Consider the following 15396-nt stretch of genomic DNA (forward strand, 5'->3'; position numbering starts at 1 on the left):
TTCCCTTTGTAGCCGCTATCAGCTTCGCCTGGGCTTAACTGACTGGCATTGGCCACCGGCCCCCTTTTTTCATGGAACGCACGGATCGAACCGCCTTGAACGTGTCATTTCTGACAGCATTCGCGCCAGCAGTCGCCAGGCAAGCTTATTGCTTGGTTCCTAGGGTAAACCCTTGGGAGCCCGCCATGATCCAGCCCCTGCACTTCCTCTGGCCGCAGCTGCTGTGGCTGATGTGGACCATCCCCGCGCTGGTCCTGGGCTACGTCTGGCTGCTGCGCAGCCGGCGCCAGCCGGCTCTGCGCTACGCCAATGTGGCGCTGGTGCGCCAGGCCCTGCAGCCCGGCCGCCTCTGGCGCCGCCACCTGCCGCCGGCCCTGCTGCTCGCCGCGCTGGCCGTGCTGCTGTTCGCCGCGGCCCGGCCCCAGGCCGCGCTGCCGCTGCCGACCGAACAGGCGACCGTGATGCTGGCTGTGGACGTTTCGCTGAGCATGCAGGCCGACGACATCAAGCCGAGCCGGCTGGATGCCGCGCGCGAGGCCGCCAAGGCCTTCGTGCGCCAGCTGCCGGACGGCGCCCGCGTGGGCGTGGTCAGCTTCGCGGGCACGGCCCAGGTGGTGCAGCCGCCGACCTACAGCCGCGAGAAGCTGCTCACGGCCATCGACGCGCTGCACCTGCAGCACGGCACGGCCATGGGCAGCGGCATCGTGGCGGCGCTGGCCGAACTGTTTCCGAACGAGGCCCTGGACCTGGGCGAGGCCGTCTTCATGCCGCTGACGGCGCACGCGCCGCGCGCCACGCCCAAGCCGGTGCCGCGGCCGCCCACCTCGGATGCCGGGCCGGCCGCCACCATCGTGCTGCTGACCGACGGGCGCAGCAACTTCGGCGTGCACCCGCTGCAGGCCGCCGACATGGCCGCCGCACGCGGCGTGCGCATCCACGCGGTGGGCCTCGGAACCGTGGACACGCCCGGCGCCGACCAGGACGACTGGTCCGTCGTGCTGCAGCTGGACGAGGGCATGCTGCGCGAGGTGACCGGCATCACCCACGGTGACTACTTCCGTGCGGGCAGCGCCGAGAGCCTGCTGCAGGTCTACGAGAAGATGGGCGCGCGGCTGCAGGTGCAGATGCGCGAGACCGAACTGGCCGGCCCGCTCGCGCTGGGCGCGCTGCTGCTGATGGCGGGTGCGGCCCTGCTGTCGCTGCTCTGGTTCCAGCGGGTCGCCTGAAAGGTCGCCGGGACGACAGACCAAGGGATGGCGCTATGCGCGGAAACGGCGGGGCTTGCTAGATTGCCCGGTCTTCCACGCTCCACGCAGACCCCATGGCCCTGATCCAGTACCTGACCCAAGTCCAGTTCGAGTTCGGCGCGATCCGCCTCTTGGCCGACGAGTGCAAGCGCATCGGCATCACGCGCCCGTTGGTCGTCACGGACGCCGGCGTGCGCGCCGTCGGCATCCTGCAAAAGGCGCTGGACGCACTGGGCGCGCTGCCCGCCGCGGTGTTCGACGAGACGCCGTCCAACCCGACCGAGGCCGCCGTGCGCGCCGCCGTCGCGCTGTACAAAAAGGGCCGGTGCGACGGCCTGATCGCCGTGGGCGGCGGCTCGTCGATCGACTGCGCCAAAGGCGTGGCCATCGCCGCCACGCACGAGGGTCCGCTCACGCACTACGCCACCATCGAAGGCGGATCGCCGCGCATCACCGAGGCGGCCGCGCCGCTGATCGCCGTGCCGACCACCAGCGGCACCGGCAGCGAGGTGGCGCGCGGCGCCATCATCATCGTGGACGACCACCGCAAGCTGGGCTTCCACAGCTGGTCGCTGATGCCCAAGGCCGCCATCTGCGACCCCGAGCTCACGCTGGGCCTGCCGCCCAAGCTCACGGCCGCGACCGGCATGGACGCCATCGCGCACTGCATGGAGACCTTCATGTCGGCCGCCTTCAACCCGCCGGCCGACGGCATCGCGCTGGACGGCCTGGAGCGGGCCTGGGCCCACATCGAGCGGGCGACCAAGGACGGCAGCGACCGCGAGGCCCGCCTCAACCTCATGAGCGCCTCCATGCAGGGCGCCATGGCCTTCCAGAAGGGGCTGGGCTGCGTGCACAGCCTCTCGCACAGCCTGGGCGGTGTGGACCCGCGGCTGCACCACGGCACGCTCAACGCGCTGTTCCTGCCGGCCGTGGTGGCCTTCAATGCGGGTGCGGAATCGGTGCAGAAGGAGCAGCGCCTGCAGCGCATGGCGCGTGCCATGCACCTGGACCAGCCCGGCGACATCGGCGAGGCGATCCGCGACATGAACGCCCGCCTGGGCCTGCCCAAGGGCCTGGCCGAGGTCGGCGTGACGCCGGCGCTGTTCGAGCAGATCATCGACGGCGCCATGGCCGACCACTGCCACAAGACCAATCCGCGGCTGGCCTCGCGCGCGGACTACCGGGCCATGCTCGAGAGCGCGATGTAGGGTTCAATCCGGCGCCGCGGCCTTGGGCCGGCGCTTGGCGGGCCTGGCCAGGATCTCGACGTAGAACTGCTGGCCGCCCTCCTTCGCCACGCCGTCGATGAGGCCGGTGATGTCCGACAGGTGCACGATGCCGGACGATGCTTCGTCGGCGCCGAAGCGGCAGTCGAAGTCCCAGAAGTCCATGCCTTCGGGCAGTGCGCGGCGGCGTTCGCGCTTGATGTACCTGCGGATGTCGTGCTTGATCGCGTCGAGCAGGCGGTCTGGGTGCTTGCCCTCGACCTGGAGTGCATATGTTTTTCTCATGGGTGATCCTAACCGGCGCGCCTGCGCGCACTGCGCGTACAGCGCGTACAGTCGGCGCCCTTTGACGAAGCAGGTGAACGAACATGGCACGCGCGAACGACTGGTCCAGCAAGCTGATGGCCTTGATCAACGGCGGCAACCCCAGCGCGGCGATCGCGCAGATCAAGGTCGCCCCCACGCTCAAGGATCTGCAGGCGCTGCAGACCATCATGAAGCTGTCCAAGATGCAGGGCCGCTACCCGAACGTGGATGCGGCCATCACGGACAACCTGGCGCTGCTGGCAGCGCCGCGGCTGCACCGCGCGCCCTGAGCCTTACCTGGCGGCTGGTGGCAGCGCGTAGGCGATCACGTAGTCGCCGCGGTCGGGCGACTGGCGCGCACCGCCGGCCGTGACCAGCACGTACTGGCGGCCGCTCTTGGGCGAGACATAGGTCATCGGGCCGCCCTGGCTGCCGACCGGCAGGCGGGCCTTCCAGACTTCCTTGCCGCTGGCGCTGTCGAAGGCGCGCAGGTAGTAGTCCTGGGTGCCGGCGAAGAACACCAGGCCGGACTGCGTGGCCAGCGAGGGGCCCAGCGTGGGCATGCCGATCGGGATCGGCAGGTGCATCTTGATGCCCAGCGGGCCGGTGTCCTGCACCGTGCCGACCGGCACCTGCCAGAGCAGCTGGCGGCTCTTGAGGTCGATCGCCGACATCGTGCCGAAGGGCGGCGCCTGGCACGGGATGCCCAGCTGCGACAGGAAGCGCTGGCGCATCGCGCCATAGGGCGTACCGGCCTGCGGCACGGCGCCCATCTCGATGCCGCTCGCGTTCTTGGGCATCTTCTCGCGCGGGATCATGTAGTTGGCCAGGCCCAGGCGCATGTCGTTGACGAACATGGTGCTGGTCGTCGGGTCGACCGACACGCTGCCCCAGTTCATGCCGCCGAGCGAGCCCGGCATCTGCAGCGCGTGGTCCAGGCCCGGCGGCGTGTAGACGCCTTCGCTGCGCATGCCCTTGAACTGGATGCGGCACAGCAGCTGGTCGAAGGGGGTGGCGCCCCACATGTCGGACTCCACGAGCGTGGTGTTGCCAATCGACGGCATGCCGACCGAGAACGGCTGCGTGGGCGCATAGCGCTCGCCCGGCAGATTGCCCTGGGGCACCGGCTTTTCCTGCACCTCGGCCAGCGGCACGCCGGTTTCGCGGTTCAGCATGAAGATCTCGCCCTGCTTGGTGGTCTGCACCAGCGCGGGGTCGGTGCCGCCCTGGGCGTTGGGCACGTCGACCAGCAGCGGCTGCGACGGCAGGTCGAAGTCCCACAGGTCGTGGTGCGTGGTCTGGAAGTGCCAGCGCACGCGGCCCGTGGCGGCGTCGAGCGCGACGATGGAGGAGCTGTACTTCTCCTCCTCGGGCGTGCGGTGCGCACCCCAGAAGTCGGGCGTGGCGTTGCCCGTGGGCAGGTAGACCAGGCCGAGCTTGGCGTCGTAGGACATGGCGGCCCAGACGTTGGGCGAACCGCGCGTGTAGGTCTGGCCTTCGGGCGGCAGCTTGGTGATGGCGGGGTTGCCCGAATCCCAGGCCCAGGCCAGTTGGCCCGTGACGGCGTCGAAGGCGCGCACCACGCCGGGCGGCTCGTCCACCGACCAGTTGTCGGCCACGCGGCCGCCCACGACCACGAGCCGGCCCGCGACCAGCGGCGTGGAGGTCTGCTGGTACCAGCCGAACGGGATCTCGCCCATGCCGACCGACAGGTCGACCGTGCCGTTCGTGCCGAAGTCGGCACAGGGCTGGCCGGTCCTGGCGTCGATCGCGATGAGGCGCGCGTCCAGCGTGGGCAGGAACAGGCGCTGGCGACAGGCGGCGGCCGGCTGCGCAGTGGCCACGGGCGCTTCGGCATCCTGGTCGAAGTAGCCCAGGCCGCGGCAGCGCTGCCAGTTGGGCGCCTTGGCCTGCGGGTCGAACTTCCAGCGCTCGGCGCCGGTGTCGGCGTCCAGCGCCAGCACACGGCCGTAGGCGGTGCAGACGTAGACCGTGTCGCCCACCTGCAGCGGCGTGTTCTGGTCTTCGGCACCCGAGCCGGTGCTCTGCGGGATGTCGCCGGTGTGGGCCGTCCAGGCCACCTGCAGCTGGCCCACGTTGGCGCGCGTGATCTGCTCCAGCGCGGCGAAGCGGCTGCCGGCCGTGGTGTTGCCCCAGTGCAGCCAGTCCTTCTGCGCGCTGCCGGGCGCCACCGGCGTGGCCGGCTGGCCGGGGTTCCGCGCGGCGACCACGGGCGCGGGCACGAAGGCATAGCCGCCCGCGGCCACCAGGGCCGCCAGCAGCAGGACCGCCACGCCATAGGCGCCTTTGCCGGGCTTGCCACCGGACGCGCGGACCAGGGCCGGATAGGCCAGCGCCATCAGCAGGCCCAGCACGCCCAAGGCCATCAGGCGCGAGACCAGCGGCCAAAAGCGCAGGCCCACGTCCGCCAGCGCCCAGAAGGCCGTGGCCAGCAGCACCAGCGCGAACAGCCAGGCGCCGGCCGGGTTGCCGCGCACGACCAGGAAACCGCTGGCCAGCAAGGCGATGCCGGCCAGCACGAAGTACCAGCTGCCACCCAGCATGGCCAGCCAGCCGCCGCCGACGGCCAGGAAAGCGCCCATGAGGAGCGTGAGCGCGCCCAGCGCGACGAGGGGCCAGCGGCGGGCCCGGGCTTGTTGTTCGGTGTCTGTCATCGGGAATCGGGGTGCTTGCAAGTCGTGCAGCGGCGCTTTGCGCGCACTGCGGCGAGCCCGGCATTGTCGCAAAACCGAGGGTTAACCCTTACTTACACCGATGGAGACCGCCTCGGCAGCAGGGACGGCGGTGCCGCGCAGCGCGTGCAGCCGGCCCTGGCCGGGCGTCGGAGGCGCCCCTGGGGCGGGGCCGCCTGTTCTCCCGCACGGCCTCCTTGCCCTTCAGCAGCGGGCGGCCAGCCACGCCAGCAAACGGCCCCGCACACCGGCCAGGCCTCGGTAGGCCAGCACCGGCGCGCTCATGCTGGCGACGGCCGCATGCAGGCGCGCCGCGCGGGCCGGGATGTCGATGGCCTCGGACAGGGGCTGCACCTCGACCAGGATCGTGAACACGGCCTGCGCCGCGTCCGGCACGGGAAGGAAGGTTTGGCGTTCGGTGCGCCACCAGGCCGCGTCCAGGGGCTGGCCGTCCCAACTCCCTGCCGGCGGATGCGCGGGATGCGCCGCCAGCGCGCCGTGCGGCGTGACCGTCCACACGAAGCGCTCCCAGCGGTCCGGCCCGGCCACGAGCCGGGCCAGCCCCTGGGCGGCCTGCAGCAGCAGCGCGTTGTCGGCCACCGGCGCATGCACGTCGGCGAACGGGCGGCCGACCTTCTGCTCGGGCGCCCAATGCGAAGGCAGGGCCACGGCCAGCCAGGGGATGGCCGTGCTGGCGCTGTCCAGCACCGCGAAGTCCTCGGCGAAGGCCAGACTCAGGAGGCCGGCCAGGCGCCAGCCGGGCGACAGCGCCTGCAGGCAGGCCAGGGACCGTGCGTCGGCGCTGGCACCGAGGGCCTGCACCGCGCCATCCGCCACGGCCAGGCCCAGCGCGTGCGCCTGGGCGCGCGCGCCGTCCCAACTCCAGGCCGCCGGATGCTCGGCGGCGGCATGGCTGCACAGCGCCTGCAAGGCCGGCGCCGCATCGAAGCCGCGGGCGGCGCACAAGGCCTGCGGCGCGCGCGCCGACAGCACAGCCAGCTTGGCGTTCCAGTGCGCACTGCCAGGACGCACCGGGCTCAACTGCGCGGCGCCGGCCGCCAGCCGGCGCAGCCCGGGCTGCATGCGGAAAGGCGCCTGCACGGCGGCATCGAAATCGAAGGGCATGCCGCCATGCTCGCAGAAGCCATGCCACCGCCCCGCATCACGCCATGCGGAGACGGCATGTCACAGCAAGGCCAAGCGGGCACGCTTCCTGTATCTTCCGCCGCGCCCTGGCCGGCCCCGCGGCGCCATGCACCAAACCATGGCGGCGCGTCACGCCCGGCCGGGCGACAAAAGCCAACATTCCAGGAGTTTTCCGCATGTACTTCCCCTCCCGCATCCGCGCCTTCGCGGCCGGCGCAGCCCTGCTCGCGGCCAGCGCCATCGCCCAGGCCCAGCAGTTGCCCAATGTGGTGATCCTCGCCACCGGCGGCACCATCGCCGGCGCCGGCGCCTCGGCCGCCAACAGCGCCACCTACGCCGCGGCCAAGGTGCCCGTGGACAAACTGATCGCCGGCCTGCCCGAGATCTCCAAGGTCGCCAACGTCAAGGGCGAGCAGACCTTCCAGATCGCCTCGGAAAGCTTCACCAACGACAACCTGCTGGTGCTGGCCAGGCGTGTCTCGGCCCTGGCCAAGCAGTCCGACGTGGACGGCATCGTGGTGACGCACGGCACCGACACGCTGGAGGAGACCGCCTACTTCCTGAACCTCGTGGTGCGCACCGACAAGCCCATCGTGGTGGTCGGCTCCATGCGCCCGGGCACGGCGCTGTCGGCCGACGGCGCGCTGAACCTGTTCGACGCCGTCAACGTGGCCGCGAGCAAGGACGCCAAGGGCAAGGGCGTGCTGGTCACGATGAACGACGAGATCCAGAGCGGCCGCGACGTGGCCAAGGCCATCAACATCAAGACCGAGGCCTTCAAGAGCCAGTGGGGCCCGCTGGGCATGATCGTGGAGGGCAAGAACTACTGGTTCCGCGCGCCGGTCAAGCGCCACACCACGCAGTCGGAGTTCAACATCGACGAGATCACGGCGCTGCCGCAGGTCGACATCGCCTACGGCTACGGCAACGTGCCGGCGTCCACGGTCGAGACCATCGGCAAGGGTGCCAAGGCCATCATCCACGCCGGCACCGGCAACGGCTCGGTCGCCGACCGCGTGGTGCCCGCGCTGCAGAAGCTGCGTGCCGACGGCGTGCAGGTGATCCGCTCCTCGCGCGTGAACACCGGCGGCTTCGTGCTGCGCAACGCCGAGCAGCCCGACGACAAGTACGACTGGGTGGTCGCGCACGACCTGAACCCGCAGAAGGCCCGCATCCTGGCCATGGTCGCGCTGAGCAAGCCGCTGAGCACGGCCGACCTGCAGCGCGTGTTCTGGGAATATTGAACCACCCCGTTTGGCCGGCTCACTGCGTGTAGCCGGCCCATCCCCCTCCAGGGGCGCACCCGGCGGTCCGGCAGAGCCGGCCCCGCGGGTGCACTGGCATGGCCTGCTCCGCGGCCTCCAGAACAGCGGCGTGCCAGCCGGGTCGATCTGCTCGGAACGGCCCACACCTTGGTCTGCCGCGCCCCCTGTTCACGGGCCGCCCTGCAAAGTCAAGGGTAAACCCGTACAATTGTTAGCAAGCTAATTAATAGAGCGCTAACGATATGTCGAACCAAGCACCCAGCCTGCCGCCCGAGCGCGAGACCGCGCTGATGGCGACCACGATGCTGCTGTCGGTGCTGCAGCGGGCCTACAAGTCCACGGCCGACAAGGCCGTGGCCCACCACGGGGTCTCGGCCACCATGGCCTGGCCGCTCGTGATGATCGGCCGCCAGGGCGACGGCGTGCGCCAGGTCCAGCTGGCCGAGTTGCTGGGCATCGAGGCGGCCTCGCTGGTGCGCTCGCTCGACCAGCTGGTGGCCGCCGGCCTCGCGCAACGCCGCGAGGACCCGGCCGACCGCCGCGCCAAGACCCTGCACCTGACCCCGGCCGGCGCCACCGCGCGCGCCCAGATCGAGGCCACCTTGCACGACCTGCGGGCCAGCCTGTTCGAGGGTGTGCCCGACGAGGACGTGGCCGCCTGCCTGCGCGTGTTCGCCACGCTGGAGCAGCGCCTGGGCTGCGTGATGCCCAGCCGCGCGCCCGCCTCCACCCACCGGTCCGCGCCATGACCTTCGTGCCCGCGCTGCCGCGCTTCACGCGCGGGGAATTCGTGTTCTCGCTGAAAAGCTTCGGCGCCGCCATGCTGGCCATGTACTGCGCCAGCAGGGCCGGCCTGCCGCGCCCGTTCTGGGCGCTGCTGACGGCCTACGTGGTCGCCAATCCGCTGGCCGGCGCGGTGCGCTCCAAGGCCATTTACCGCTTCCTGGGCACACTGCTGGGCTGCACGGCCACGCTGCTGCTGGTGCCTGCGCTGTCCTCGGCGCCCGAGCTGCTGACGCTGGCACTGGCACTGTGGGTCGGCACCTGTCTGTTCTTCTCGCTGCTGGACCGCTCGCCGGCCTCCTACGTGTTCATGCTGGCCGGCTACACCGCCGCGCTGATCGGCTTTCCCTCGGTGGAGACGCCGCAAACCCTGTTCGACACGGCGACGCTGCGCGTGGAGGAGATCTGGATCGGCATCGTCTGCGCGACGCTGGTGCACAGCATCGTGCTGCCGCAGAGCCTGGCGCCCAGCGTGCTGGGCCTGCTGGACAACACGCTGCGCGACGCGCGGCGCTGGCTGGCGGACCTGCTGCGCCTGGACGGCCAGGGCAACGGTCAGTCGCTGGACCTGGACCGGCGCCGGCTCGCGGCCGACATCACGCAGTTGCGCCTGCTGTCGACCCATGTGCCCTTCGACACCACCCATTTGCGCTGGACCGCCGGCGCCATCGGCGCGATGCAGGACCGCGTGGCCGCGCTCACGCCGCTGCTGTCGGCCGTGGAAGACCGGCTGCAGGCGCTGGAGCAGGACGCGGGTGCGCTGCCCGCCGACGTGACGGCGCTGCTGGCGCGCATCGGCACCTGGCTGCAGGCCCCCCATGCGACCCCGCCCGCGCTGCTGCGCCCAGCCATCGACGCCCTGGCAGACGCCCCGGCCAGCGACTGGCAACACGCCCTGCGCATCGCCCTGGCCTGCCGCCTGGGCGAGCTGGTGGACGGCTGGGCCGCCTGCACCGCGCTGCGCCAGGAGATCGATGCCGGCCTCAAGGGCGCGGCACCCGCACGCCACCAGGCGCTGGGCCACCGCGTGCTGCACCGCGACGTGGGCATGGCGCTGTGGTCGGGCACGGCTGCGGTGCTGGTGGTGTGCCTGTGCAGCGCCTTCTGGATCCTGACCGGCTGGCCCTCGGGCGCGGTAGCGACCATGATGTCCGCGGTGCTGTGCTGCTTCTTCGCGACCATGGACGACCCGGCGCCCGCGATCAACGCTTTCCTGAAGTTCACGCTGTGGTCCATCCCGCTGTCGGCGCTGTATGTGCTGGTGCTGATGCCGCTGGTGCAGGACTTCGGCATGCTGGTGCTGATCTGCGCGCCGGCCTTCCTGGTGCTGGGCTGCTACATGGCGCGCCCGGCCACCTTCCTGGCCGCCATGGCCATGCTGATGGGCGGGCTGGGCGGCACGCTGGCCATGCACGACACCGGCAACGCCGACATCGTGGGCTTCCTGAACGCCACGCTGGCCCAGACGCTGGGCGCCGTGGCCGCAGCGCGCGTTACCGGCCTGATGCGCTCGGTCGGCACCGACTGGAGCGCGCGCCGCATCCAGCGCGCGATCTGGCGCGAGCTCGGCGAGATGGCCGCTGCGCCGCGCGCGCCGCAAGACGATGGCTACACGGTGCGCGTGCTGGACCGCATCGGCCTCCTGGCGCTGCGCATCACCACCGCCGACGGCCGCAAGGACGCCACCACCAACGATGCGCTGCGCGACCTGCGCGTGGGCAAGGACATCGTCACGCTGCAGCAGGCCCGTGCCCACCTGCCTGCCTCGGCGACGGCCCAGCTGCTGGGCGGCATCGCGGGCTTCTTCGACGCGCGCAGCCGCGGCCCGGCCAAACCCGTGCCCGCCGCGCTGCTGCCGGTGCTCGACGACACGCTGCAGGCCACGCTGGCCGCGCCGCACCCCGCGTCGCATCCCGCATCCGAATGGCGCGCCGCCGTGGCCGCGCTGGTCGGCCTGCGGCGCAACCTCTTCCCGGGCGCACAGCCCCTGGCGCAAGGAGCCACACCATGATCGGCGAGCTGAGTTTCTACGGCCTGTACATGCCCTGGCTGATGCCGCTGGCACTCGGCGCGCTGGGCGTGCTGTGGGGCCTGCGGCGCCTCCTGGCCGCCACCGGCCTGTACCGCCACATCTGGCATCCGGCGCTGTTCGACGTCGCGCTCTACGTACTGCTGCTCTACGGGCTCAGCCACGCCGCTTACCTCCTGCAAACAGGTTCACCATGAAAACCGCCTCCTTCTTCAAGCACCCCTGGACCGTGGGCAGCGCCCGCGTGCTGCTGACCCTGCTCGTGACGGCTGCCGCCATCTGGGCGGGCCTGCGGCTGTGGGACCACTACGAGGTCGCGCCCTGGACGCGCGACGGCCGCGTGCGCGCCAACATCGTGCAGATCGCGCCCGACGTCTCCGGCCTGGTCACGGCCGTGCCGGTCGCCGACAACCAGGCCGTGGCCAGCGGCACGCTGCTGTTCGAAGTCGACCGTGCGCGCTTTCTGCTCGCGCTGCGCCAGGCCCAGGCGGCGCTGGGCGCGCAGCAGGTCGCGCTGTCGCAGGCCCGGCGCGAGGACGCGCGCAACCAGGCGCTCGGCAACCTGGTCTCGCAGGAGGTGCGCGAGCAGACCCGCATGCGCGTCGAGCAGGCCCAGGCCGGCGTGGCGCAGGCCACCGTCACGCGCGACACCGCGCAGCTGAACCTCTCGCGCGCCGAGGTGCGGGCCCCGGTCGGCGGCCTGGTCACCAACCTGGACCTGCGCCAGGGCAGCTACGCCACGGCCGGCCGGCCGGCGCTGGCGCTGGTCGATGCGGCCTCACTCTATGTCGAGGGCTACTTCGAAGAGACCAAGCTGCCGCGCATTCACATCGGCGACCGCGTGCGCGTGACGCCCATGAGCGGCGGCGTGCTGGGCGGCACGGTGGAGAGCCTGTCGGCCGGCATCGCCGACCGCGACCGCTCCACCAGCGCCAACCTGCTGCCCAGCGTGACGCCCACCTTCAACTGGGTGCGCCTGGCCCAGCGCGTGCCGGTGCGCGTGCGGCTGGACCCGCTGCCCGAGGGCACGCGCCTGGTGGCCGGCCAGACCGTGACGGTGCAGGTGGTCGAGGCCGCCGCGGCGCCCAGGAGCTGAGCATGCTGCGCCAACTCACCCCGCTCGCGCTCGCTCTGGCCCTGGCCGCCTGCAGCACGGCCCCGGTCGGCCCCGACTACCACCAGCCGCCCGAGGCGCTGGCCAGCCAGCCTGCCGCGGCCCTGCCCTTCGCGGGCGCCCAGGCCGCGCCGTTCTCGGCCGAGCCGCTGCCGCAGGACTGGTGGCGGCTGTGGCACGACCCCGTAGTCGACCGGCTGGTGGGCCAGGCGCTCACGCACAACACCGACCTGCGCCAGGCCGTGGCCAACCTGGAGCGCATGCAGGCCGTCGAGATGGAAGTCGGCGGCGCCACCAAGCCCGCCATCGGCCTCCGCGGCGGCCCCTCCTACGGCCACGTCTCGGGCCTGTCGCTGCTGCAGAAGGACCATGTTCCGCCCAACGCCGTGCACTACAGCGCCAATGCCGCGCTGTCCTACCAGGTCGACTGGGTGGGCCAGATCCGCCGCGCGGTCGAGGCGGCCGAGGCCGGCACGGCCGGCGCACAGGCCGCCGTGGACCTCGTGCGCGTGAACGTGGCCGCCGCCACGGCCCGGGCCTACGCCCAGGCCTGCACCAGCGGCTTGCGGCTGCAGGCCGCGCGCAAGTCGGTGGAACTGCAACGCGAGGCGCTCGGCGTGACCGAGCGGCTGCAGCAAGCCGGCCGCGCCGGCAGCATCGACGCCGCGCGCGCCCGCGCCCAGCTGCAGCAGTTGAACGCGGCCTTGCCGCCGCTGCAGGCCGAGCGCCAGGGCGCGCTGTACCGGCTCGCCACGCTGACGGGCGCCTTGCCGCAGGACGTCCCCAAGGATGTGGCCAGCTGCGAGACGCCGCCGCAGGTGGCAGGCGCGATCCCGGTGGGTGACGGCGCCGCCCTGCTGCGGCGCCGGCCCGACATCCGCCAGGCCGAGCGCGCGCTGGCCGAGGCCACGGTGCGCATCGGCGTGGCCATCGGCGACCTGTACCCCAAGGTCACGCTGGGCCTGTCGGCCGGCTCGGTCGGCGCGGCCTCGGGCTTCGCGCGCGGCGACACCTTCAGCTGGAGCCTGGGCCCGCTGATTTCCTGGACCGTGCCCAACACCGGCGTGGCCCAGGCCCGCATCGCCCAGGCCGAGGCCGGCACGCGTGCGGCCCTGGCCCGCTTCGACGGCACCGTGCTGACGGCGCTGCGCGAGACCGAGACGGCCCTCGTGGTCTACGCGCGCGAGCTCGACCGCCATGCGGCCCTGCAGGCCGCGCGCGACGACAGCGCGAGCGTGGCAGCGCAGGCGCGCCAGCTCTACCAGAACGGCAAGACCGGCTACCTCGACGCCTTGGACGCCGAGCGCGTGATGGCGGCCAGCGAAGCGGCGCTCGCGGCTTCGGATGCGCAGCTGGCGGACGACCAGATCGGTGTGTTCCTGGCGTTGGGCGGGGGGTGGTGAGCGGTCAGTCTCGGGCCATTTGACGACAGCCGCTGGCGGCTCCAAAATGGATCACATCCGTTTTGGAGCCGTATGCCAAATCTTTCCATCAAGGACGTGCCCGACGCCTGGGCCGAAGCACTGCGCCAGCGTGCTGCGGGCAACCACCGCTCGTTGCAGGGCGAGCTGATGGCCATTCTGGAGGCCGCCGTGATGGGCACCACACCAGCAGCCACGCTGCGTACGGCAATGCCGACCGGTCATGTCCAGGGATGGAAGACGGTCGCCCAGATCGGGGCCGAACTGGACGCCAAGTACCCGACCCCTGTCACCGGCGTCCCGCTGGGCGTTGACATCATCCGGGCGGAGCGGGACGCCCGGTGAGCGCGCCACCACCGCCCTACGTGGCGGAGCCACCAGCCCATTACCTTGTGCAACCGCCACTCGTGGTGGACTGCAGCGTGGTGGCCGGCCGGGTATTCCAGGAAGCGTGGAAAGCGCAGGCGCAGGTCGCCATGGATGGCCGGACACTGCATGCGCCACACCTTCTGAACCTCGAGATTGCGAGCGTGGCACTCAAGAAGCACAGGCAGGGGCACGCGGAGATGGTGCAGGACGGCTTGGCTGCCTTCGGCCAACTGCGGATCACGCTGCACACCGTTCCGCCGGCGCTGGTACTGGACCTCGCAGTCCGCTACCAGCTCAGCGCTTACGACGCCGCCTACCTCTGGCTGGCCGCAGAGCTCAAGGCGCCGCTCGCCACCTTTGACGCGAAGCTGGGCGCGGCCGCCCAGACGCACCTCGCCAGCCTGGACTGATCAGGCTTTCAACGCCGCGAGCGCCTGCGCCGTCGCCGCATCGGCCGGAAAGAACGACTCCACCGCCAACTCCTGCAAGGTCACGTCCACCGGCGTGCCGAAGATCGTCGTGGTGCTGATGAAGCTCAGCACGCCGGCATCGGTGCGCAGCTGGAACGGCACGACCACGCTGGACAACTCGCCGCCGCCCGCCGTTGCGGCGTGGCCGGCATCGCCGACCGGGTAGGCCGCCAGTTCGTCGTGCAGCGCCTGCAGCACCGCATCGCCCGTGGCCGCGATCTGCTGTTGCAGCCGCTCCAGCAGGTGGGCGCGCCACTGCGCGAGGTTGGCGATGCGGCTGGCCAGGCCCTGCGGATGCAGCGACAGGCGCAGCACATTGACGGGCGGCTGCAGCAGCTCGGGCGCCGCGCCCGCCATCAGCAAGGGCACGATGGCATTGGCCGCAACCAGCTGCCAGTGCCGGTCCACCGCCAATGCGGGATAGGGTTCGTGCCCCTTGAGCACGAGGTCCACGGCGCGGCGCGCCGCGGCCAGTGCCGGGTCGTCCAGCCCGCGCTGGCGGTACATGGGCGCGAAACCGGCCGCCACCAGCAGCGCATTGCGCTCGCGCAACGGCACCTCCAGCCGCTCGGCCAGGCGCAGCACCATCTCGCGGCTGGGCGTGGCGCGGCCGGTCTCCACGTAGCTCAGGTGGCGCGTGGAGATCTCGGCCTCGTTGGCCAGGTCCAGCTGGCTCATGCGCCGGCGCTGGCGCCAGTGGCGCAGGTGCAGGCCGAACGGGTCGCGGGCGCCGGGCTGGCGCAGGGAGTGGGCAGGGCTGGACATGGCACCGATTCTGGCGCCAGGGCCGAGCGCGGCCATGACCTGCGAGGTCATGGCTTCGCAGCGCGGGCTGCGGAACCATGCGCTCCAACGCCAGGGAATGGTTCCAGGGCGTGCAACACCACGGAGTCCCGCCATGTCCTCGTTCTTCGCCTCGCCCCGTTTCCTGTCCCGCGTGATGTGGGTCGACGCCCTCTCCTGCGCCGCCACGGGCGTCCTGCAGGTCGGCTTCACCGACGCGCTGGCCCGGCTCACCGGCCTGCCCGGCGGCCTGCTGCTCTCCACCGGCCTGTTCCTGCTGGCCTATGCCGCGGCGGCCGCCGCGATGGCCCGACGCGCTGCGCCGCCGCGCACGCTGATCGGCCTGGTGGCCATCGGCAACTTCGGCTGGGCCGCGGCCTGCGCCGCGCTGCTGGCCAGCGGGCTGTTCGCGGTCACGGCGCTGGGCACGGCCTGGGTCGTTGCCCAGGCCGTGACCGTGGTGCTGCTGGCCGAGGCGCAATGGATGGGCCTGCGCGCCACGCGCCAGCCGCGCGCCGGCCTCGCCACGTCGGCCTGAACC

General features: G+C 71.8%; 16 protein-coding genes. 12 read left to right on the top strand and 4 right to left on the bottom strand.

Going from position 1 to position 15396, the window contains the following annotated elements; translation table 11 throughout:
- Window positions 1-185 precede the first annotated feature (185 nt).
- Both IE209_RS02690 and gbd read left to right on the top strand, forming a co-directional pair.
- Window positions 186-1226 carry a VWA domain-containing protein gene (locus IE209_RS02690; protein ID WP_229882666.1) on the top strand — a complete coding sequence of 347 codons (1041 nt, stop codon included), beginning with the start codon at window positions 186-188 and terminating at the stop codon, window positions 1224-1226.
- Window positions 1227-1321: 95 nt separating this feature from the next.
- Window positions 1322-2458, top strand: a complete 1137-nt coding sequence (gene gbd, locus IE209_RS02695) for a 4-hydroxybutyrate dehydrogenase (RefSeq protein ID WP_189685498.1) — start codon at window positions 1322-1324, stop codon at window positions 2456-2458.
- Between the two features lie 3 nt (window positions 2459-2461).
- On the opposite strand, the gene IE209_RS02700 is transcribed toward gbd, so the two are convergent.
- Window positions 2462-2761, bottom strand: a complete 300-nt coding sequence (locus tag IE209_RS02700) for a DUF6172 family protein (protein WP_189685499.1) — start codon at window positions 2759-2761, stop codon at window positions 2462-2464.
- A gap of 83 nt (window positions 2762-2844) precedes the next feature.
- Between IE209_RS02700 and IE209_RS02705 the strand changes: the two genes are divergently transcribed.
- Window positions 2845-3072, top strand: a complete 228-nt coding sequence (locus tag IE209_RS02705; protein WP_189685500.1) for a hypothetical protein — start codon at window positions 2845-2847, stop codon at window positions 3070-3072.
- Between the two features lie 3 nt (window positions 3073-3075).
- Here the strand turns inward: IE209_RS02705 and IE209_RS02710 are convergent, their stop codons facing one another.
- Window positions 3076-5457 carry a glucose/quinate/shikimate family membrane-bound PQQ-dependent dehydrogenase gene (locus IE209_RS02710; RefSeq protein WP_189685501.1) on the bottom strand — a complete coding sequence of 794 codons (2382 nt, stop codon included), beginning with the start codon at window positions 5455-5457 and terminating at the stop codon, window positions 3076-3078.
- A 222-nt stretch (window positions 5458-5679) separates the two neighbouring features.
- Window positions 5680-6600 (bottom strand): heme-dependent oxidative N-demethylase subunit alpha family protein, encoded by a 921-nt coding sequence (locus tag IE209_RS02715; protein WP_189685502.1) that lies wholly within the window; start codon window positions 6598-6600, stop codon window positions 5680-5682.
- Window positions 6601-6797: 197 nt separating this feature from the next.
- Here IE209_RS02715 and IE209_RS02720 point away from each other — a divergent pair, with 197 nt between their 5' ends.
- The 8 genes from IE209_RS02720 (at window position 6798) to IE209_RS02755 (ending at window position 14012) form a co-directional block, all read left to right on the top strand.
- On the top strand, window positions 6798-7865 hold the full coding sequence (locus IE209_RS02720; RefSeq protein ID WP_189685503.1) for a type II asparaginase: 1068 nt from the start codon (window positions 6798-6800) through the stop codon (window positions 7863-7865).
- A gap of 284 nt (window positions 7866-8149) precedes the next feature.
- Window positions 8150-8635: a MarR family winged helix-turn-helix transcriptional regulator gene (locus tag IE209_RS02725; protein WP_373305286.1), complete on the top strand. Its 486-nt coding sequence runs from the start codon at window positions 8150-8152 to the stop codon at window positions 8633-8635.
- Complete coding sequence (locus IE209_RS02730) at window positions 8632-10680, top strand: FUSC family protein (protein WP_189685504.1); 2049 nt, start codon at window positions 8632-8634, stop codon at window positions 10678-10680. Before IE209_RS02725 ends, IE209_RS02730 begins: the two co-directional genes overlap by 4 nt.
- Window positions 10677-10895, top strand: coding sequence for a DUF1656 domain-containing protein (locus IE209_RS02735; protein WP_189685505.1), 219 nt, complete (start codon window positions 10677-10679; stop codon window positions 10893-10895). The genes IE209_RS02730 and IE209_RS02735 overlap by 4 nt, the downstream gene beginning before the upstream one ends.
- Window positions 10892-11794: an efflux RND transporter periplasmic adaptor subunit gene (locus IE209_RS02740; protein ID WP_189685506.1), complete on the top strand. Its 903-nt coding sequence runs from the start codon at window positions 10892-10894 to the stop codon at window positions 11792-11794. The genes IE209_RS02735 and IE209_RS02740 overlap by 4 nt, the downstream gene beginning before the upstream one ends.
- A gap of 2 nt (window positions 11795-11796) precedes the next feature.
- Window positions 11797-13215, top strand: a complete 1419-nt coding sequence (locus tag IE209_RS02745) for an efflux transporter outer membrane subunit (protein ID WP_189685507.1) — start codon at window positions 11797-11799, stop codon at window positions 13213-13215.
- A gap of 72 nt (window positions 13216-13287) precedes the next feature.
- On the top strand, window positions 13288-13578 hold the full coding sequence (locus IE209_RS02750; RefSeq protein WP_189685508.1) for a FitA-like ribbon-helix-helix domain-containing protein: 291 nt from the start codon (window positions 13288-13290) through the stop codon (window positions 13576-13578).
- A complete protein-coding gene (locus tag IE209_RS02755; protein WP_189685509.1) occupies window positions 13575-14012 on the top strand; it encodes a type II toxin-antitoxin system VapC family toxin in 438 nt (145 codons plus the stop codon). The genes IE209_RS02750 and IE209_RS02755 overlap by 4 nt, the downstream gene beginning before the upstream one ends.
- On the opposite strand, the gene IE209_RS02760 is transcribed toward IE209_RS02755, so the two are convergent.
- Entirely contained in the window at window positions 14013-14837 is an 825-nt protein-coding gene (locus tag IE209_RS02760) for a helix-turn-helix domain-containing protein (RefSeq protein ID WP_189685510.1), read from the bottom strand. It lies immediately after the preceding gene.
- Window positions 14838-14970: 133 nt separating this feature from the next.
- Between IE209_RS02760 and IE209_RS02765 the strand changes: the two genes are divergently transcribed.
- Window positions 14971-15393 (top strand): hypothetical protein, encoded by a 423-nt coding sequence (locus tag IE209_RS02765; RefSeq protein WP_189685511.1) that lies wholly within the window; start codon window positions 14971-14973, stop codon window positions 15391-15393.
- Window positions 15394-15396: the final 3 nt, after the last annotated feature.

Origin of the sequence: Pseudorhodoferax aquiterrae (assembly GCF_014652235.1) — a bacterium.
GTDB classification, from domain to species: Bacteria; Pseudomonadota; Gammaproteobacteria; order Burkholderiales; family Burkholderiaceae_C; genus Pseudorhodoferax; species Pseudorhodoferax aquiterrae.